Raw genomic sequence first — 21,054 nt, 5'->3', positions numbered from 1 at the left:
CGTGTCTTATCGGTTAGTACGCACTCTCTCGCTTCCGCCAGAGACCTTCCTTCGAGAAGTGTGGTTCAGGCATGACCGTTGCTTCCGACGATTCGGATGAGAGGGTTGATTGGCCATAAAAAACAGCTTGCTCATCTAGGTCGGCGAGCACCTGCAGGCCGATCGGAACCCCGGTCGCCATGCGTTCTTTGCGAATCAACCATTCTGGTTCGCCTGGGTAGAGAACCTTACTGCCTGGCTGCGTAGGGGGTAGATCGTTCCATTGCTCGATCATGCTTGTCAATCGGTCGCAGAACGACTGAAGCGGTACAAACCGGGCAATATCGATTGCTCCGATCAATCCACCGAGATACCTACGCTCGTCGGGATTGCCATACATTTTCGAGATGTCAGGTCCAAAGGGAGCACCGCTGAGCAGCGAGCAAAGGACATCGATCATCAGGCCTAGTCCGGAGCCTTTGTAGTCGCCCATCGGATGCAGCGCAGCAACTTGTTCGGCCGTGTTGGTGTCGTGTCCTTCTTTGTCCACCGCCCAGCCGAGTTCGATGGAAACTTGCTCCTTGGCCGCATTCGCTACGGTATTCCAAGGTACGCGGCTCGTCGCCATGTCGAGGCACACGTACGGGTGATCCTGCGAGCGTTCCCCATCGATCGACATCGGTGCACAGATGCAAAGCGGATTGGTTCCGCAGAAAGGCTTTTTGGCTCCATAGGGTAGCACTAGCGAGTCGACATGCGTGAACACCATCGCTATCATCCCCGCCCGAGCGATCTGTTCGCCGTAATAGGCTAGCGATCCGCAATGGCTGGAATTTCGCACCGCCACCCAGCCAGCGCCACCGTGCTGGGCGATTTCAATCGCCTGCTCGGCCGCGCGATACATTACCAGGTGCCCCAGGCCATGGTCGCCGTCGAGCAGTCCCGATGCAGGGCTTAACTGATCGGTTTGCATTTTTGGAAGCGGGTTGATGCTTCCATGGCGGAGGCGGTTCAGGTAGTGAGGAACTCTCGCTACCCCATGCGAGTCGATGCCGCGCAGATTTGCCTCCACCAGGATCGTAGCCGCCAGCTGCGCGTCGCCATCGGGCAGGCCGGCCGAACGGAAGAGCCCGCTTATAAATCGGGTGAGGGCCAGATGATCGACACACCGGGACTTGGTGATAATCTGCGGCATCGACAAAACCATGGGGACCAAAGAAATTGCAATCGCTTGGATGCCAATCGGCTCAATATTGTGCATAATACACAATCGATTGGCGTGTAGCAAATGTCGCCTGTAAAATCACCACGTTGCTGGCTAATCTGGAGCTTTCTCTCCTTTCCAAAGCCTGTCGGCGAGAAGCTGGCCGGCTCGATATGCGGGCGATGTCGCCAATTTTGTGGGAACGCTAGCTATGAAGCTTCAAGATAAAGTGGCCATCATCACCGGGGGATCCAAGGGAATCGGCCTGGGTTGCGCCCGCGTGTTTGGTAAGCATGGAGCTCGCGTGGTGATCGCGTCACGCGGCAAAGAAGCAGGCGAAGCCGCCGTGGCCGAGTTGGCTGCCGACGGGATCACCGCGCTGTTCGTAGCGACCGATGTTGCCAAACCAGCGGAAATGCAGCACCTAGTTGAGAAAGCGGTCGAAGAATTCGGTCAACTGGACTGCTTGGTGAACAACGCTGGCTGGCATCCTCCGGCGATGTCCATCGATCAAACGAGTGTGCAGGAGTTCGAAGAACTGTTGCGGTGGAATCTCACCAGCACGTTTGCCGGCTGTAAATTTGCGGTTCCGCATCTGCGAAAGACCCGCGGTAGCATCATTAATATGTCGAGCGAAGTGGGACTGATCGGGCAGGCCGCTGCGCCGGCTTATGTTTCATCGAAGGCGGGGCAGGTTGGTTTGACCAAGGCCCTCGCCATAGACCTGGCTGCCGATGGAATTCGTGTGAATGCTGTTTGCCCAGCAGGAGTGATGACTCCACTCATGCAGGAATGGGCAGACACGGAATACGATCCCGCAGCGGCGCTGCGTTGCGTGGACAGCTGGCACTTGCTGGGGCGGATGGCAACGGCCGACGAGATTGGCGAAGTCTGCGCTTTTCTCGCTTCAAGCGAAGCCTCATTTCTTACGGGGCAGGCGATCTGCCCCGATGGCGGAGCGGCGTTGGGGTACCGTCGTTAACAGCTGCCGACGTGTTAAAAGAGTCCTTAAAAGCGTCTCTCGACTACTTCACGCGCGAGTGTTCCTCGCTGCTCGAAGCGACGGTTGTTTTGCGCCGATGGTAGCAATTGGAGGAAATTAAGATTTTGTGAGTGTGCGTACTTGACACACCGGTCGTAAATTATGCATAATGCACAAATCGTTGAGGGGAAACCCCTTTAATGTGTCCAATGCTACTGGCAAATGCAGCGTGTGCCTACCTTTTCGGGCGCTGGAGGGGCTGCGTTTGTGTTGCTGATTCTTGGTCTTCTAAGAATCAGGAGAGAGAGTCATTCGCTGACTTGCGACGGGTAACCCAGCTAGCGACAAGCATGCTGCGTGAGACCATCGCAAGTGAGCCAAGGCCGAAGGCAACGTCTCGTCGGCCAACCAACTATTCTGCCAGGCGAAGTAGGAGATTGGTTCATGATTGCTTTCCCACCTGGGGGTATGTCGGAATGTCGTTCCGATGCTTTTCGTTCCGCCCAGCCATGTAATCTACAAGTGTTGCCGCCTGACTGATTTGCGAGTCGATCGCCTGCGGGCGATTGCTCCACGCGATCGCGTGGAGAGGGATTGTACCATAGCTAGTCTGGTTGAGGGGACTGCCAGAGAGTTGCCATGGTGCCAGAGAGGAATGCCACATTTCGCGCCTGGCTTGAAGGTCGCATTCGACAGACCAGAGGCCTTAGTTCTTGAGAGACGAGCCACACACAATCTTATCGAAATAATCGATTGACACATCCTGTGCTGAGGGAGACCTACTGTGATGCATGCTTTAACTGTGGGCGGCGGATGCGATCGGACGACTGCCAGATCAAAGGCAAGTCCAGTTTATCAGCTTAGTCTGGTTGTAATGACACTCGCCTTGGGGGGAGTCCCTACGGCCAAGGCCGCATCGGTAAGTTGGGGGGCTGCTTTCGAGCTAGTATCGGTCGACGATCTCGATTTTAGCGACACACATATTCTAGCGACAAACGGAGGCAACGACGTCGGCGTGCAAGTGGCTGGCGTTACCTTTGATAACTACATCAGTCCCAATTTTAGTTCTGTATCGGGAGAACCTTCATGGTTGACGACCGATCCTGGGGATGGCGACTTCTTTAGCTTCAATATCGCCGGAGTCGATGTCTATAACACCACGACAGGCGATGATGGGCTCGACAAGATCTTGGCGACCCATATGTATGGAGACGCACCGCTCACGGAGTTGAATCATACGATTCATGGACTAACGATCGGGGAAACTTATAAAGTACAAGTCATTGGGTCGGCCGACGATCGTGGTGTGTGCTGCGATAACTTCGTGACCCACGTTGATGGTGGCGATAGTGCGGGAGGAGTCACCATCCACCGCCTCTCCGATCTCGATGCTGATACGGTGAGCCATGTGACTATGGCAGTCGGCACCTTTACAGCCGATGCCACCACACAGCAATTTTCTACGATTGGACAGACCTCCGATGGCACCCCGTTTGGAGCCAATGAGGGATTAGGGGGATTCTCAGCGGTCATCGTGTCGTCCGATTCTCCATTCGGCTCTGCGAATGTAGTGGCGAACATCGATCGCAGCACCGGAGCAATCACACTCACGAACACTTCGACGATCGGCACCGCGAACATTCTCGCCTATTCGCTTACTTCCGCAGCAGGGGCGTTTGATCACACGGAGTGGAAATCGATTGCGGAGAACTACGACGTCGATGGCCCGAATACTGCCGACGCTGGAGCCATGATGGGAAGTGTGGATGTCGACAATGCGTGGACCATCTACTCGGCGGCGGGAGACGACACTGATCTGAGCGAAGGAGAATTCTCGGCTGGCGACGGTGGTGCCATCGCGCCTGGGCAGTCGGTCAGCCTTGGCAATGTCTGGCGACAAACTCCGTACGAAGACGTGACCGCCGAGCTTCTGTTCGACGATGGAACCATCCGTACGCTAGCGGTTACCTACTCGGGCGATGGCATCGTCGCGGGTGACTTGGACGGCAACGGAGTGATCGATGCCTTAGACTGGGAGTCTTTCAAGTCAGGACAAGGATCAAACTTTGCCACGATGAGCCCTGCTCGGGCGTATCAGCTCGGCAATCTCCAGGCAGATAACTACCACGATCTGCACGACTTCGCATTGTTCGAAGCCGCCTACGATGCGGCGAACGGTCCGGGAGCTTTGGCTACGCTCGTGTCAGGGGTTCCTGAACCATCGTCGTGTGCATTGCTTCTACTCGTCGCCGCAGGCGTGTGCCTGGGCAAACTCCACCGCCGACGGCTGCAAGTGCTGGCAGTGGTGGCTGCTGTTCTGCTGGTGATTCCTTCCTCGGCTTCTGCAGTCACCGTGCATTGGGGACCCGCGTTCGAACTCACTTCAGTCGACGATCTCGACTTCAGTGGAACGAACATTCGAGCCATCAACGGTGGCAACGACGTCGGCATCGAAATCGGTGGTGTCTCTTTTGACCATTACGAAAGCCCTGATTTCGGAGCCATCACCGGTGAACCCTCTTGGTTTACCACCACAGTGAGTGGTGGTGCTTTCAACGGCTTCGCCCAGTCGACGCTCGATGTCTACAGTCCTACTACTGGTGACGCTGGCCTCGACGTTTTGCTGGGTGCACACGCTTATGCCGATCCACCACTCACGGAACTAACCCATGTGATTAGTGGGCTAACCGTTGGCAAATCGTACCAGGTGCAAGTCATCGGTCAGGCCGACAACCGGGGCGTGTGCTGCGACGATTTCGTCACTAATATCGACGGCGGCGAAGCAGCAGGCGGGGCGACCATTCACCGCTTTGTCGATCTCGATAGCGATGACCTCAAGCACGTAAGCACCGTGTATGGCACGTTTACCGCCGATGCTACGTCGGTGGAGTTTACCACCACGGGGCAAACCTCCAACGGTTTGGCCAGCGGTGCGAACCAAGGGCATGGCGGTTTTAGCGGGCTGATTGTCTCGGAAGTCGAAACAGCCAAAGTCTTCCGGATGGGGCTTGAAGTTAATACGGCCACCGGCAACATCCAACTCGTCAACAACACAGATGCAGCGATCGATTTCGATAGCTACCAGATACGCAGCGCCGGAACTGCACCGGACTACATCGGTTCGTTGAACGAAGCTGGATGGTTAAGCATCGCGGAACGCCCCTCGCCGATTGCAGGTTTTCCCCAGTCGACCGGCGGCGGTCAGGGCTGGGAAGTCGGTCCGTATGCGAGTGCCAACGAACTGGTCGAGTGGTACTTGAACGACGAGGGTAGCGAGTCGAGCCTGGCAAGTGGTGCCTCGATCAATCTCGGTAGTGCGTTCGATACGAGCGTGGGTGTGGAGGATCTCGAGTTCTTCTACAAGCTGCCGAGTGGTGCGATCGTGGTTGGGCTTGTGGACTACTACAGCGCAGCGGCAATCGCTGGCGACTACAACGGAGACAATATTGTGAATCTTGCGGACTACACGATTTGGCGCGACACGCTAGGATCAAGCACCGACTTGCGTGCCGATGGCAATGGCGATTCGGTGGTCGATGCCAGCGACTACACGGTTTGGAAGGACAACTTTGGAGCCACGGCCAGCTCTCTCGATGGCTTAACAAGCCCAGCACCGACAGCGGTGCCTGAACCTGGTGCATGGCTCTTAATGTTGATTGGCTTGGCAGCAGTCATCACTCGTTACCGATGTTTCGAGTCGCGTGAACATGCATTCGTGTCGTCGGCACCAAAGGCATTAATTCTTGCTAGCGGAGCGTTGATCATCGCCTGGGCGACTCTGGGCAGCACCGCCCAGGCGATGGTTACCAACGATCGTGAATACTGGTTTGGCGAAGATGGCCTGGAAGGGGCTTCGCAAGGAGCCATCATCGGCAGTAGCAATAGTGGTGGTCTCGCGACAGGCTACACTGCCGATAGCAAAGGTCCTTCGATGGCCTACCTCGATCTGCTACAAGCCGGCGACCCGACCTACGAAAATGTGGGACCCAGCGGACTCTCGCGGCCCGGCGTCGCAGGCACGCAGTACGGCGCCCGTTTCGATGGCGAAGATAGCCTGCTGACCGGTAAGCCGCTCAATCGTCCCGACGAACTGGCATTACTCGTGCAGCCCTCGCTGTACCCGATCGACTACACCGGCATCACTTCGCGCGGTGTGCAATTGTGGGTCTATCCCGATAGCGAATCACTTGGCACCGGTGCACAGACTCTCGTGTTCGACACCCAGGTGATGGGGGGGCCACAGATCTCGGCCGATGGCAAATGGACACAGGGCAACAGTCAACACACGGCCGACAACTTCAATGGTTTCGGTGCAGTGCCTGGCGATGTGAGTGTCGTAGGTGACACTTGGCAGCATCTAATGCAGCACGTTTATAACAAAGGCGACGAGAATGCAGCTCGCATCGTTTCCGGATCCGGAACAATGAATCACATTGCCGTGGTGTACGTCGATGGAGTCGCTGTGTCGGCCAACGCAGACAATATGCCAGCGGGATTCGATCTAACTGCCCAAGGCTTTAGTGGCGATCTGATCGTTGGGGCCGAGGACGATGGCGAGGGTGGCTACAAGAACCACTTTGACGGAGTGATTGACGACCTTCAGATGTACGTGTTCGGCAACAACGAAACTGGTTCCTCTGGGGTGCTCTCCGATGGAGAGGACTGGGGCACGTTCGATCTGTTTGCCGACAATGATTGGATTGCCATGGAGATCGCCAACAGCGTGCCAGGCGGAGTGCTGGAACCCGGCGACGTGAACAAAGATGGCGAGGTCGATAGCCTGGATGTCGATGCGTTTGTTCTTGGATGGAAATACGAGAACGTGATGACCGGAGCCCATAGTGTGATGACCGTTGGCGACTGGAACACGTGGGATAAAGGCGACATGAACCACGATGGAATCACCAACCTGGCCGACGCGTTCATTCTGCACCAGGCACTTGTCGCCAATACCGGTGTGGGACTCGACTTTGGACTGTTGGCCGATACGACGGTTCCAGAGCCCAGTTCCGTGGTGCTACTTGCCATCGGCGCTGTGATGATGGCTTGGGGCCGCCAACGCCTGGTACGTCGTTGAGAACGACTCGTACTATCGAATTACTTGCAGTCCAAAAGACATTTGATGATTCATGGTGAGAGTCCTTGGATGGGGTGAACTTTGCAGGTTTTGATTGCATTACGATCGATGCCTAGGGTACGCTTACCAGCCATAGAACCCCTCGACGAAAGTGAGGATACTTTGCCGTTTACACCGCAATTAGTCACGAACCGCCGCGTGCTGTGGATGGTTCTACTGACCATCACTGCGTCGCTTGTAACGAACCAATCGTCGGCACAAAGCCCAGTTGCTGACGAGCAGGTCGACGCAGAAAGCGAACCGAAAGAGTGGTGGCGCGAAGCCCGGTTCGGCATGTTCATCCACTGGGGCTTGTATAGCGCTGCGGGGGGCGAATGGCAGGGCAAGCGGAATTCCAGCATCGCCAGTTGGATCGCCCATGAGTTCCGTATTCCCTCCGAGGAGTACGAAAAGGAACTCATGCCTCAGTTCACGGCCGAGAAGTTCGATCCCGATCAGTGGGCCCGCTTGGCGAAGACGGCGGGCATGAAGTACATGGTGGTCACCGCGAAGCACCACGAAGGGTTCTGCTTGTACGACAGCGAGCTTACCGACTACGACTCGGTGCACTCGGCGGCCGGGCGAGATGTGATTCGGCCGATACTCGAGGCCTTTCGTAAGCAAGACATCCACGTCGGCCTGTACTACTCGCTAATCGATTGGCATCATCCCGGCTATCCCGTGCTCGGGGACCCTCTGCATCCGATGCGAGAAAACGAAGCGGTTCGCTCGCAGCCTAGAGATTTTGATGGTTACGTCGACTATCTTCACGGACAGGTCGATGAGTTGATGACCAACTACGGACCGATCGACATCCTCTGGTGGGATTACAGCTACGGCAGGATGAGCGGCGAGACCTGGCGCGGCTCCGAGCTTATCGAGAAAGTGCGCGCCCGCCAGCCAAAGATCTTGATGAACAACCGGCTGGTCGCGCTCGATGGAAGTTACGTGGCCAACGACGACAAGTTCGGCGGCGATTTCCAAACCCCTGAGCAGTTTGTACCACCGCAGGGCATCCCCGGTCTCGACTGGGAAACCTGCATGACCATCAACACCACTTGGGGCTATAAGCCCTACGACCACGACTTCAAGTCGAGCCGGCAGTTGATCCACACGCTGATCGAAACCGCCAGCCGCGGTGGCAACTTGCTGCTGAACGTAGGCCCTCGCCCCGACGGAACGATCCCCGAGCAACTCGTAGAGCGGCTCGAAGCGATGGGTGCGTGGCTCAACGTCAACGGCGAAGCTATCTACGGAACCACGGCCAGCCCCTACAAACGCTTGCCTTCGTGGGGACGCGTGACCACTGGAAAGCAGCAAGGCGGTATCACGCCGGTCTACCTGCATGTGTTTGACTGGCCAGCGGACCAAAAACTGCAAGTGCCAGCGCTGGAGTCGCCGGTAAAGAGAGCCTATCTACTGGCCGACGTTAGCAAGGAACCGCTTGAGGTACATAGCGATAAAACCGGCCTGTGGGTGAAGCTGCCGGCGGAACCACTCGACGATAGCGCCACGGTCGTGGTACTCGAAGTCGAAGGCAAGCCAATCGCAGCACCGTTTCGCGTCCGCCCTGGCGAAGGGGGGCGCCTCGTGCTGCAAGCGATTGACGCCGATTTGCATGGCGAGAAAATCCGCTGCGAAGCAGGAGATCATAACACTGCGAGCATCGGATGGTGGACCGAAGCTGAGGACTGGGCGAGCTGGCCGTTGCAGCTAGCGGAGCCGGGCGCTTATCAGGTGAAAGTCACCTACGGATGCGATGCGAACCAGGGAGGAACCTTCACCGTCGCAGTCGGCGACGAGCAGCTGCAGGCGACTGCGAAGCCGACCGGCGGGTGGTTCCAGCGGTCGACCGAGTCGGTCGGTACCCTCGCGCTGCCCGCAGGCGTGTCGACGCTTTCCATCAAAATCGAACCGCCACGCGATATTGCAGTGCTCGATCTTGTGGGCATCGAGTTGGTACGCGTTGTTGAGACCGAGAGCACGCAAGCCGCAGCTGAGTGGACCAATCCGCTCCAGAAGCAAGGGTACGTGAACTCTCCGCTCGTGGAAGTCACTCCGTTTGTCTTTCGCAACAAACTGTATCTCCTGGAATGCTGGCGAAGCGACTGGAGTTGGCCGGGGCAGCCTAGCGATTCCGCGGGCAGCGGTCGCGAGATGTGGATCGCAGAGCTACCAGCTGGCCCTGAGCAGTACGAGCAGCGCAAGTACTTAAGCCGAGCGTTGCCTTGCCATACGCTAGGTTCGGCCATGGTGTGGGACGATCGCGTCTACGTGTTCGCCGTATCGCCGCATCATGCGGAGGGTCGAAAAGAAGTTTTCATGACGTCGTCGGAGGACTTGCTGACTTGGAGCGAACCGGTCAAGGTGTTCGATAGCCCGCAGGGAAGAATCTTCAACGTCGCGGTCACTCGCGACGATGCTGGTATGGTGTTCCTTTGGGAAACCGATGGCTACGGCAAGCCCTTTACCATGTGCTACGGGCGGGTCGACTCGCCTGAGGACAACTGGAACTCTGGCATCGTTCAAGGGGCCCGCTATGGCGAGCACAAATATACCGGCGGGCCGGCTTTGTACTTCCACGACGGGTGGTACTACACGCTTTATCTCGAGCAGCTTCCCAATGGTTGGGAAACTCACATCACCCGCTCTCGCGATTTAAAGCACTGGGACGATGCTCCCCAGGACCGCCCGGTAGTTGCGTTCGATCCGCATCGTCGCGGCCTTCCACTGCGTCCCGAAAATATTGCGGAGAATAACGCCTCGGATCTCGAGTTGTGCTACTTCCAAGGCAAGACCATCGCCTATTTCACCGGCTCCGATCAGCAAGTCGCAGGCGATCTGCAGTGGGCGAGCTACTCAGGCACTCCACAGCAATTGCTCGAATCGTACTTTCGTGATTCACCTGATGCGAGCTCCGGCTCTTCCAATTCATCTCGTAATTGACACACGTTTTTCTTCGGCGGACAAGGAATCAAATTATGGTCCACCTTTCATTACCGCAGCGCGCAAGGCATGTTCGAGGTTTTACGCTCGTTGAGTTGTTAGTGGTGATCGCCATCATCGGTATTCTGGTGGCATTGCTACTGCCAGCCGTGCAGGCAGCCCGCGAAGCGGCTCGTCGCGCTCAGTGTACCAACAATCTAAAGCAAGTCGGCCTGGCGATGCATAGCTTCGAGTCAGCCCGCAAAGCGTTCCCCACCGGGGGTATCGAGCCCGATCAAGGCTACGGCTATGGCTACTCGTGGTGGGTGCAATTGTTGCCTGAGTTTGAGCAGCAAAGCATCTACGAGAAGTTCGACCTGCATGCAGCACACGTCGGCTGGATCGGTTTCGATGCGAATCCCGTTCATGCGGCGTTGTTGAGGGACGTGAACTTCGAGTTCATGCGTTGTCCTTCGAGCCCGCTGCCAGCCATGGTGAGTGCCCTGTCGGACAAACGCGTGATGAGTCCGAACTACGTCGGCATTGCGGGCGCGACGACTCACCAAACCGCCCGCAACAAGCCCGCTGGCAGTGGAATTGGCGGTCCAGCGACCGGGCGCATTGCTGAAGGTGGGGTGTTGATCCTGCATAAAGGCATTGCCATCCGTCGTATCACCGACGGAACCAGTAACACGCTCGCGGTTGCCGAGCAGTCGGACTGGTGTCGCGATGCGATGGGCAACGAAATCGATTGCCGTAGCGACTGTGATCATGGCTTTCTCATGGGCCCAGGCAACGACGGCTGGGAACGCCAATTCAATCTGACTATCGTGCTGCATCGCGTCAACGAAAAATCGTCGGCCGCGGTCGGCGTGCCTGGCAACTGTGGTCCGAATCGGCCGATCCAATCCACCCACCCAGGGGGAGCAATGGCCCTGCGAGCCGACGGATCGGTCGATTTTCTTGAAGAGTCGATCGAACCGGCCGCGCTCTACGAGTTGGCAAATCGCGACGACAGCACCACCTACACCGAACAAGTAGACGTTCGTTAGAAGTTGAGGAGTTACATGCATCGTTTTCGAATCGGACTGCTGTTAATCGCAACCCTGGTGACCGTGGGTTGCGATCGAGGCGAGAAGCTCGGCCGCGTGTTTGGCACGGTTACCTACAAAGACCAACCGATCACCGCCGGCGTCATTGTATTCAGCAACCCTCAAGCAGGGGTCCATATGACGGCCGATCTCAAGCCCGATGGTACCTACGAGTTGCAAACCGCCAATGGGTTTGGTTTGCCGCTCGGCACCTATAAGGTGGCCGTTAACCCTCCGGTCGGTCCGCCCACCCGAAGCAGGCGGGGCTGTGGCTGCCGCTCCGGTGCCAAAAATACCCTCCCAATACCTCGACTACGCGACCAGTGGGCTTAGTCTCACGGTGAAAGAAGGGGAGAATCCCTTCGACATTAAGATGACCCCCTAGATCGCTGCAGCCGGCTCGGCTGTCGCTGTGTCCTGCAGATTCAACGCCATCGAGTTTTAGTGATCCCACCTCAACGCGTTTGCCATTTGTGGTGGGCGCGAGGGAGGAACGTACGTAGGAATGGAGCACCATGCATCTGATTCGTTGCTGTACCGCGATGTTTTTTGCCTTGCTCGTGTCTTCGAGTACGCAGGCCGAGAGTATTGACTTCGAAAAGCAGATTCAGCCGATCTTTGCGGAGCACTGTGCCGATTGTCACGGGGCCGACTATTCGGAATCTGGTTTGAGGGTCGACGATCGGGCCTCGCTCCTAAGAGGTGGCGATCACGGCGAGCCGAGTATCGTTCCCGAGAAACCGGATGCCAGCTTCTTGCTCAAGGTCATCCGCGGCGAGCAGCCTGATCTCGAGATGCCGCCAGGAGGGCCGCCGCTAGAGAAAGAGCAGATCGCCCTCATTGAAAAGTGGATTGCCGCGGGGGCCCCTTGGCCCGGGCAGATGGACGCCAGCGCCGACGACGTGCGGAGCGATCATTGGTCGTTGCAGCCAGTTGCTCAAGTCGATCCACCGTGCGAAGCGACGGGCGAGTCGAATGCCATCGATGCGTTTCTGGCGCGCAAGCTCCGCGAGAAGAACCTGCAACTCTCTAAGCAAGAAGACTCGGTTGCCCTCGTGCGGCGGGTCTACTTCGTGTTGACCGGTTTGCCGCCGACGCCCGATGAGGTACAAGCGGTGCTCGACCATCCCGCAGGATTCGACGTGGCCTACGGCGAACTCGTCGACCGATTGCTCGCCTCGCCGAGGTATGGCGAGCGGTGGGCGCAGCACTGGTTGGATGTAATTCGTTGGGCCGAAACCGCAGGTTTCGAGACTAATTCCGAACGCCCAAATGCCTGGCCGTATCGCGATTGGGTGATCGAGTCGCTCAACAACGATAAGCCTTACAATCAGTTTCTGTTCGAGCAACTCGCCGGCGATTCAGTAGAGCAAGACGCGGCCTTGGGGTTCCTGGTTGCAGGACCGGCGAACCTGCCGGGGCAGATTGGCCGCGACGAAGAATCGATGCGCCAAGCCCGCCAAGATGAACTCGACGAAGTCGTCCGCACAGTCGGGCAGGCGTTCTTTGGTCTTACCATTGGGTGCGCGCGTTGCCACAATCACAAGTTCGATCCCATTCTGCAGCGTGACTATTACGCGATGCAGGGCATCTTTGCCGGACTCACGTATGGCGAGCGCCGGCGGCGAGGACCAGAGGACGACGCCTGGGCTGCTCAAATTCCTCAGTTGGAAGAGAAACTCGCGAAATTGCGTGCCGACCTGCAGGCCATGCGCAAGTCGCATGGTCTGCGACCTCCGCTCGAGAATCTGGAGACCGAAACGTTCGAGCCGATCATGGCCCGAGCGGTGCGGATGGAGATCGCTGCGACCACCAACGGAGCGAGCGCTTCGCTCTACGAGTTGCAAGCGTTTAGTGTGCCCGAGGGGGATGAGCCAACGCAGAACATCGCATTGGCGTCGCTGGGAGCAACCCCCTCGGCGTCGAGCTTCGCGCTGTCGAACCAATCGCGACATTTCGATAATTTGGTCGATGGAACAAGCGACCGCCGCCAGGCATTTCCTTGGGTCTCCGGACAGGGGGGCCCCGCATGGGTGCAGGTCGATTTCCAGCAGCCAACAACCATCCATCGCGTGGTATGGGAGAGCGGAGAGAGCACGCCTGCCAGCTATGTACTAAAGGTGCTGCCGGTCGGTTCCGACGAATGGGTAACCGTGGCCGATACGTCGCAGCGGATGTTGCGCGAAGACGACATGCGTTCGGCCGACTCCATTGCCTTGGCCGGAGTCAGCGACGAACAGGTGCAAGCCATCGTCACCAACCTTGGCCAACTCCGCAGCCTTCAGGCCGAAGTGGGCCGACTATCGAGCGGTCCGCAGGTGTTCGCGGCCAACTTCACCACTTCGCCCGATCCTACCTGGTTACTGCTTCGTGGTAACGCAATGCAACGCGGCGAGGAACTTGCCCCGGCGATTCCGTTGGTGCTCGGCTCGTTGGAAATGAGTAAGGACGAACCCGAGCAACAGCGGCGACTCGCTTTGGCCAAACACCTGACGAGCGCCGACCATCCCCTCACTGCTCGCGTGATCGTGAATCGCGTATGGCAACAGCACTTTGGCATCGGGCTCGTGGACACACCCTCCGACTTCGGCAAGAAAGGCTCCACGCCGACTCATCCTGAACTACTCGATTGGCTGGCGGCCGACTTTATGGAGCAAGGATGGTCGCTCAAACAGCTGCATCGCCAGATCGTGATGTCCAAGGCGTTTCGGCAATCGAGTCAGCCGCAGGAGGATGGACTCGCGGTCGATGCGGACAGTCGCTTGCTGTGGCGGTTTCCTCCCCGCCGAATCGAAGCCGAAGCAATCCGCGACTCGATCCTAGTGGTCAGTGGCAAAATGAATCTCGACATGGGCGGACCAGGATTCAATCTGTTCAACCAGCGAGGGGGACTGTCGGACTACCTGGCTGTCGAAACCTTCGAAGCATCCGGCTGGCGACGAATGGTCTACGCCCACAAAATCCGTATGCAGGCGGTCGATATATTCGGCTCGTTCGACTGCCCCGACGCGGGACAGATGACTCCCAAGCGAACCCGCTCGGTCACTCCGATCCAGGCGTTGGGATTGTTCAACAGTCCCTTCGTCGTCCGCCAAGCGTCGTTCTTTGCTGAGCGGATTCGTAGTTCAGTCGGCGACGATGTATCTCAGCAGATCGACTGCGCGTTTCGACTGGCCCTGTCGCGCCCCGCTTCGGAGGAAGAACAGGCAGAGCTAGCGAGTCTGGTCGAACAACATGGGCTCGAGCAACTCTGTCGGGCCATTTTTAACAGTAGCGAGTTCTTGTTTATCCAATGAAATCTTCCGATCCAACTCGAAGCACTACATCCATCGGGCCTATGAATCGCCGTCGCTTCCTCGGCAATGCGGGGGGCGGGCTGGCTGGTTTGGGCATCGCGATGATGCTGGCCGACCACGCCCGCGCGGCTGCACCGAAAATCGACTCGTCGAATCCCTGCGCCGCACGCAAGCCGCATTACGACGCGAAGGCGAAAAACATCATCGTGGTGTTCTGCTCGGGGGCAATCAGCCATGTCGATACGTTCGACTACAAGCCGGAGCTGATACGCTCGCATGGAAAACCGCTGCCGGGCAATGAGAAGCTGGTGTCGTTTCAGGGACCGAATGGCAACCTGACGCAACCGCTCTGGAAGTTTCGGCCACGAGGCCAGTCGGGCAAGATGATCTCGGATTTGGTGCCGCACATCGGAGAGTTGGCCGATGATCTGTGCTTTCTGCATTCGCTCACCAACGAATCGAATACGCATGGCCCTGCGGAAACCATGATGAACACCGGCTTTGTGTTCGAAGGGTTCCCGAGCATGGGAGCGTGGGTGAACTTTGCCCTCGGTAGCGAGAACGACAACCTGCCCGCGTTCGTGGCGATCGAAGATCCGCGAGGCATGCCGCAATCGGGGCCGAACAACTGGACCAACGGCTTCCTGCCGGCCGCTTTCCAAGGCACTCCGTTCAGCACCACCAAACCGATCCGCTACCTCGATCGGCCGAATGATTACTCCGAGGAGTTAGACCGGGCAGCCCGCCAGGCGGTGGGGTTCCTCGATCAACAGAATGCCCAACATTTTCCCGGCGATCAAGAGCTTGCCGCTCGTATGGCAAGCTACGAACTCGCCGCTCGCATGCAATTGCACATTCCTGAAGCGGTCGACATCCACAGCGAGCCGGAGCATATTCGAAAGCTCTACGGTGCTGATAGCTCGAACAAGGTGAAGGCCGACTTTGCGAACAACTGCATTCTCGCGAGGCGGATGATCGAGCGCGGGGTGCGGTTCGTGCAATTGTTCAACGGCGCGTACGCTTCGGGAGGGGCACTCAACTGGGATGGCCATAGCCAGCTGAAAGAGCAGTACGACGTGCATGGCGATATTCTCGATCAACCGGTCGCTGGACTAATCAAAGATCTCAAGCAGCGGGGGCTCATGGAGTCGACGCTCGTGGTGTTCGCGACGGAGTTTGGTCGCATGCCGATGTTCCAGGCCGGCACCTTTGGGCGCGACCACAATCCGAATGGCTTTACCTGCTTCATGACCGGTGCCGGCGTGAAGCCTGGCATGAGCTACGGGGCGACCGACGAGTTCGGCTTCAAGGCGACCGAAAACGTGCTCAGCCCTCACGACTTTCACGCGACGATCTTGCACCTGATGGGACTCGATCACAAGAAGCTCACCTACTACCACAACGGCATCGAGCGCCGGCTGACGAACGTGCATGGCAACGTGATTCAGGAAGTGCTGGCATAACTCCTGTTTTGGGTGCCGCCTCTTGGCAAACGACAGCATTCCATGCCCCAGAAGCAATTACCGAACTTTTCGGTTTTTCGGTGGGAAATGGCCACCTGTGGTGTTCTAATGAATAGGTATTGAGGGTTGTCGGCTAACAGCTCTCGGTGATTGGCTTTTTGTGAAAGGAGGTGTTGGAGATGTAATGCTTGTTTTCAGGCAAGTCTCCTAGCGACGCGCAGGCGAATGGTTGCCTGCGTGGGCGTTCGCTGCTGCGCGGGTGGGAAAAGCGGTGGTGGGGCTGCGTCGCTGGAAGCTCCTGGACCCACCCTTGTATCTTGCAGAGGTGGTGCTATCAACGATTTCGCCGTCTTCTGCGGAGTGAGCGTAGCGAACGAAGTAGAAGACGGCGGCCGCCGGTAGATCGTCCCACCCTCGGTCCTCACGAGACCGATCTCGTAGCTGGATCGCCGGCCGGCCGCCTGTCGCATTAGCCCGAACAGTCGCCAGAGCTGTTTTAACAAGCTCGCATATGCAAGGAAGGGTAATCGATGGAAAACCATTTGCAAAGTACTTGGATTGGGATCGATGTTTCCAAATACCACTGGGACATCGTCGTTGCGGGGCAACCGCAGATGCATCATTGGTCTGCCGGTCAAGAAGGATGCCAGCAACTTCGGCAGTTGTTAGTGCAGCATCAGGTGACCCACGCCTGCCTGGAAGCCACGGGAGGTTGTGAACGCATGCTAGTCGACTTCCTTCGCGAGCAAGGGATTGCGGTGAGTGTCGTCAATCCACGTCAGATTCGCGACTTCGCCCGCGCGCAAGGTCAGCTCGCCAAGACCGATCGCCTCGACGCGCTGGTGATCGCCCGCTATGCCGTGTTGATGCAGCCCAAAGAAACCCAAAAACCCTCGGAAAACGAGCAAAAACTCCGCTCCCTCCGAACTCGTCGTCAGCAGGTGAGTGATGCTCTGACACGGGAAAAGAATCGGCGAGGCACGCAGCGAGATGAGCAGGTGCGTCAGTCGATCGAAGAAGCGATCGACTTCTACCAACGACAACTGGAGCAGCTCGACCAACAGATTCAACAGCTCATCAAAGCCGATCCTCAGTTTCAAGAACGCTCGTCGCTGCTAGTCACGGTGCCTGGCGTAGGAACGACGACGGCGGCGGCCTTGCTCGCCGATATGCCGGAGTTGGGCACTCTCAATCGTCGCGAAGTGGCACGCTTGGCAGGGCTGGCACCGATCAACCGCGACAGCGGAACCTTGCGTGGCAAGCGTATGATTGGCGGCGGTCGAGCGGCGGTGCGTCAGGGACTCTACATGGCCACTCTTGTGGCCACCCAGCACAACCCGATTATCCGCGAACACTACCAGCAACTTCTGCAGCGAGGCAAAGCCAAGATGACCGCTCTCACCGCCTGCATGCGAAAACTACTGCTGATACTCAATGCCATGATCAAAACAAAAACGGACTGGAAATGCTCCAAAGAGACTTGAACTTTAAGACAGTCGCTACTACCTTCAAGATGACATTCAACAATCCGCAATCTGAAATCCCCAATCGTGTCCCCTCCCCAGAATAGTTTCCCACCCATGGGAATCTATTCTGGGCACTTTCGCTGGTGGTGTTGATGCAACTCATTCCCTACCAACGACTTGCGATGGATTCCCACCGCAAAAATAGATTCCCATCGGATGCGTTTTGGGAAATGGGAATCTATTCGAGTGCGAAAACCATTGGTTTTGTAGAGTGGGCGCCGATTCAATTTTCCCATCGATGGGAAAATTGGGAATCTATTGCTGTGTGCTTGCAGATCAGCAGACCTCGGCGGGCTTCTGGGGCGATTATCGATCGCTGGCAAGCTGGACGGGGCAGGGGACTCGCAGAGCCTGTTACGGCTAAGGAGTTGGATCGACGTTGAGGTAAACGGAATGGAAGCCCTGGTAGAACTCGTAAAACGGTTTGAGCTTTGCGTCGTCCGCCTGGAAGTGGAGCGTTGTGGGGTCGCCTGAAATCGCCTGACCGATCTCCTCGATTGGCAGGTGGACTGTGCGGAAATCTCGCCGCGGTTGCGACTCCTCAGCAGCCAGCAGCACCGGCCCGTACAACAGGCTGGCAATGTTCGGCTGGTCCATGAGCGGACGCAGCGAGAACTTCATCGGCAGTTTCAGTTCGATGGTGTCTCCGTCGTTCCAGTGCCGTTTGAGTTTCAGGTAGCTTCCAGGCGTGCTCTCGACAGTTTGAAGCTGGTCGTTCACCCGAACGGTCACGCCGGAGGTCGCCCAGGAGGGAACACGTAGGTATATGGCAAAGTCACCTGATCCTTGGAGGGTAAAGCGAGTCGTGTCGGCAAACGGAAAGTTCGTCGACTGCGATAGCACCACCTGTTGTGACTTCCAGTGCAGCGTGGAAGGAATGAACAGATTGACGTACAGCGCGGAGTCGTCGTTCTTACGGAAGTAAATGGAGTCTTGCAACTTGGTTCCGCTCTCGAGCGCGGTGCCATTACAGCAGGTAAACCCATCCATGCGAGCATTGCCAAACGACTTGCGTGCTCCGGGATTGAGTGGAACGTGGTACGTATTCGCAGGTGTATTATCGTCGACCGAAGCAAGAATGTGGTTGTAGAGTGCCCGCTCGTAGTAGTCCATGTATTTAGCTACAGGTTCAAACATGAACAATTCGCGAGAGAGTTTTAGCAGATTGTACGTCGCGCAGGTTTCGTTTTGCCCGCCGGGAGAGAGACCGTTCTGGAACAGCGTATTCGGCTCGGCGGTAAAGCACTCCGCATTGTTCGGCGTACGGGCACCGGCAACGCCGCCGATGGAGTACATGTAGCCCTGCGCGCAGAGGTCCCAAAAATAGTCCGCCACGTAGTAGTACGAGCGATCGTGGCTACTGCGATACGTTTCGAGTGCACCGATGATCTGCGGGATGTGCTGATTCGCGTGGCGACCACGGATAGTATCGACGTTCTTCGCCAAGCCGTGGCGATGCTGCGAGTCGCCGAAGAAGAAGTTGGTATTGTCGAAAAGCATGGCCGCGTCGAGGAATCGCTTGTCGTTGGTGATGCGATACAAGCGGGCCATCACTTCGTTCATGCCGCCGTACTCACCGGCGATGTAGCTATTCCACATCTTCCGTCGAGTCTCTTCCGGCAACTGACTCAACCGGCAGTGAACCCAGAGTCCCATGTCGCGGGCGACTTCGAGTGCTTTGGGATCGCCGCCCACTTCGTAGCAGTCGAGCAACCCCGCCAGCAACTTATGCAGCGTGTAGTACGGCGCCCAAACCTGGTGATTTCCTCCCCCGTAACTGGCTCCCTGTTCGAGCATGATGAACTGGTCGGGAGGATAGCCGCTAATGAAGCCTTCGCCCCAGTTCCAGTAGTCGGTGCGAATGTTCTCGTGGGTAAGGTCCGAATCGTATCCGCTCTTGCCGGGGCCTGGGGGAACCTGCGCGGGATCGGCGTTGAACGTCGATTGTCCGACCGTTTGCCGTCCCGAGCTTTGCGAAAGACGATGCAGCTCGCCAATGATGTAATGCATTCTATCGCCAAACTCTTGCTGCAGCTGTGGATCGTACGAAGTGCTGGCGTAAGACTGCGCGAGAGCGGTGAGATAATGACCTGTCGCGTGCCCGCGCAGGCGGGTAGTCTGGCTATCCCATCCACCGAGCGGTTCGAGCCCGTCGGGTTGAGATTTTCCAAAGGCATCGCGAAACACGTACAGAAAACGATCGGGATTCGTCTTCAACAAACCTTGCAGAAACAAATCGCGATGTACCATAAATCGAGTCGGTTTGCCATCGCGGTCGGGCATGAGTACCACCTGCCCGAGCGGGAAGGGCTCGAGCATTTTGTTTGGGGTGGTCTCTTGTGTAGTCGAATCGACTACCGTGATCGTGGCTTTCGGCTGAAAGCTGGTCCCGGGCACCTGGCCAGTGATCACATAGGTGCCAGCGGTGGTAACCGACGAATTATCGCGAGGCGAAGGCCAAATCACTCGCACCTGGGGACCGTCAGAGCCATCTTGGTAGATGCCCGAAAGTTCGTAAGGCAGCCGAGGCATTACACCAACTGCGGTGGAAACTTCCACATTGGGAACTCCCACGAGGCCCATCGCGAGCAGTGGCGACCGCACTGCAGGTGCGCCTGGCGAGTCGTTCGATTCGCTGGATTCGGGAGCGGCCAGTTGCTCGTCGGAAATCGCGTTATGATGAATCACAGCGATCTGAGGATCGCTGAGCGCGCTGCGATAGAACCTCACATCGTACAACAGAGCAGCGAGCGACGAGCCTTCGTTGGTCACCGAGTGTCCGATGGTGAGATGTGCGTTATCGTTCAGCAGGTTCTGGATGGAAGTGTTGATGTCATTCAGGCGGGCGGCTCGTTTGCCGTCGATGTAAAGCGAAAGGTTCTTGTCGGCCGCGTTGAGTACCATCGCCAAGTGGACCCATTTGTTTGGTTCGAGTCGCACGCGCCGGGGCGATCGCACCTCTCGCTGGTCGTTCGGACCGTCGCCGGTCGCCAGATGGATAACAGACTGTCGGCGTCGATTCGAATCAACCGGCACCAAACCGAGATGGTGCGAGCCATCGGAGCCAAGGTCAAACAGGTATTGCCCAGCGTCACTTCTCTTGAGGTTTACCCACGCGGTAACGCTAAAGCTCTCCGTATCGCCAAGCGGTTGCGTGGGGACTTTGAGAAACGCGCCGTCGGTTCCGCCGGGGAGCGACAGCACCTTGCCAAAAGTGGTGTCGACGACAAACGCATGTCCGGCGCCGGTCGTGGTCGCATGCAGTCCGTTGCGCGACCAGTCGTTCAAGTTGCCATAGAGCTGATATCGCGCAATCATGGCGGTTTCGCCAATGCCATCGAGCATTTGATCACCGGTTTCGGCGAGCGCGGTGGTAAGAGAACCTATTGTCAAGCAAAACGCGAGGAGAACTCGTGTGAGTTGAATCGAAGAGAACATCGTGATAGTGTCCATTGCCGAGGCATCGATGATG

General features: G+C 57.3%; 10 protein-coding genes. 8 read left to right on the top strand and 2 right to left on the bottom strand.

Annotated elements, in window-relative coordinates:
• Window positions 1-13: 13 nt before the first annotated feature.
• Window positions 14-1,174: an Ldh family oxidoreductase gene (locus tag Pan181_RS13615; protein WP_197528328.1), complete on the bottom strand. Its 1,161-nt coding sequence runs from the start codon at window positions 1,172-1,174 to the stop codon at window positions 14-16.
• Window positions 1,175-1,394: 220 nt separating this feature from the next.
• On the opposite strand from Pan181_RS13615, the gene Pan181_RS13610 reads away from it, so the two are divergent.
• From Pan181_RS13610 to Pan181_RS13575, 8 genes are all read left to right on the top strand, one after another.
• Entirely contained in the window at window positions 1,395-2,165 is a 771-nt protein-coding gene (locus Pan181_RS13610) for a glucose 1-dehydrogenase (protein ID WP_145247340.1), read from the top strand.
• An 874-nt stretch (window positions 2,166-3,039) separates the two neighbouring features.
• A complete protein-coding gene (locus Pan181_RS13605; protein WP_197528327.1) occupies window positions 3,040-7,242 on the top strand; it encodes a PEP-CTERM sorting domain-containing protein in 4,203 nt (1,400 codons plus the stop codon).
• 162 nt (window positions 7,243-7,404) lie between these two features.
• Entirely contained in the window at window positions 7,405-10,227 is a 2,823-nt protein-coding gene (locus Pan181_RS13600; RefSeq protein WP_197528326.1) for an alpha-L-fucosidase, read from the top strand.
• Between the two features lie 35 nt (window positions 10,228-10,262).
• Window positions 10,263-11,258, top strand: coding sequence for a DUF1559 domain-containing protein (locus Pan181_RS13595; RefSeq protein WP_145247337.1), 996 nt, complete (start codon window positions 10,263-10,265; stop codon window positions 11,256-11,258).
• Window positions 11,259-11,273: 15 nt separating this feature from the next.
• Window positions 11,274-11,630, top strand: coding sequence for a hypothetical protein (locus tag Pan181_RS13590; protein WP_145247336.1), 357 nt, complete (start codon window positions 11,274-11,276; stop codon window positions 11,628-11,630).
• A 182-nt stretch (window positions 11,631-11,812) separates the two neighbouring features.
• Window positions 11,813-14,593, top strand: a complete 2,781-nt coding sequence (locus Pan181_RS13585) for a PSD1 and planctomycete cytochrome C domain-containing protein (protein WP_145247335.1) — start codon at window positions 11,813-11,815, stop codon at window positions 14,591-14,593.
• Between the two features lie 41 nt (window positions 14,594-14,634).
• A complete protein-coding gene (locus tag Pan181_RS13580) occupies window positions 14,635-16,056 on the top strand; it encodes a DUF1501 domain-containing protein (protein ID WP_145247334.1) in 1,422 nt (473 codons plus the stop codon).
• A 530-nt stretch (window positions 16,057-16,586) separates the two neighbouring features.
• A complete protein-coding gene (locus Pan181_RS13575) occupies window positions 16,587-17,540 on the top strand; it encodes an IS110 family RNA-guided transposase (protein ID WP_145244891.1) in 954 nt (317 codons plus the stop codon).
• A gap of 402 nt (window positions 17,541-17,942) precedes the next feature.
• On the opposite strand, the gene Pan181_RS13570 is transcribed toward Pan181_RS13575, so the two are convergent.
• Window positions 17,943-20,975 (bottom strand): beta-L-arabinofuranosidase domain-containing protein, encoded by a 3,033-nt coding sequence (locus Pan181_RS13570; RefSeq protein ID WP_197528325.1) that lies wholly within the window; start codon window positions 20,973-20,975, stop codon window positions 17,943-17,945.
• Between the last annotated feature and the right edge of the window lie 79 nt (window positions 20,976-21,054).

Source organism: Aeoliella mucimassa (assembly GCF_007748035.1).
Taxonomy (GTDB): domain Bacteria; phylum Planctomycetota; class Planctomycetia; order Pirellulales; family Lacipirellulaceae; genus Aeoliella; species Aeoliella mucimassa.
The sequence above is the reverse complement of the archived record's forward strand: the minus strand, read 5'-3'. Positions and strand labels throughout refer to the sequence as shown.

Coding starts and splice junctions, on each gene's coding strand:
- Pan181_RS13605 (WP_197528327.1), top strand. CDS start 3,040: ATGACACTCGCCTTGGGGGGAGTCCCTACGGCCAAGGCCGCATCGGTA.
- Pan181_RS13585 (WP_145247335.1), top strand. CDS start 11,813: ATGCATCTGATTCGTTGCTGTACCGCGATGTTTTTTGCCTTGCTCGTG.
- Pan181_RS13610 (WP_145247340.1), top strand. CDS start 1,395: ATGAAGCTTCAAGATAAAGTGGCCATCATCACCGGGGGATCCAAGGGA.
- Pan181_RS13580 (WP_145247334.1), top strand. CDS start 14,635: ATGAATCGCCGTCGCTTCCTCGGCAATGCGGGGGGCGGGCTGGCTGGT.
- Pan181_RS13615 (WP_197528328.1), bottom strand. CDS start 1,174: ATGCCGCAGATTATCACCAAGTCCCGGTGTGTCGATCATCTGGCCCTC.
- Pan181_RS13595 (WP_145247337.1), top strand. CDS start 10,263: ATGGTCCACCTTTCATTACCGCAGCGCGCAAGGCATGTTCGAGGTTTT.
- Pan181_RS13575 (WP_145244891.1), top strand. CDS start 16,587: ATGGAAAACCATTTGCAAAGTACTTGGATTGGGATCGATGTTTCCAAA.
- Pan181_RS13590 (WP_145247336.1), top strand. CDS start 11,274: ATGCATCGTTTTCGAATCGGACTGCTGTTAATCGCAACCCTGGTGACC.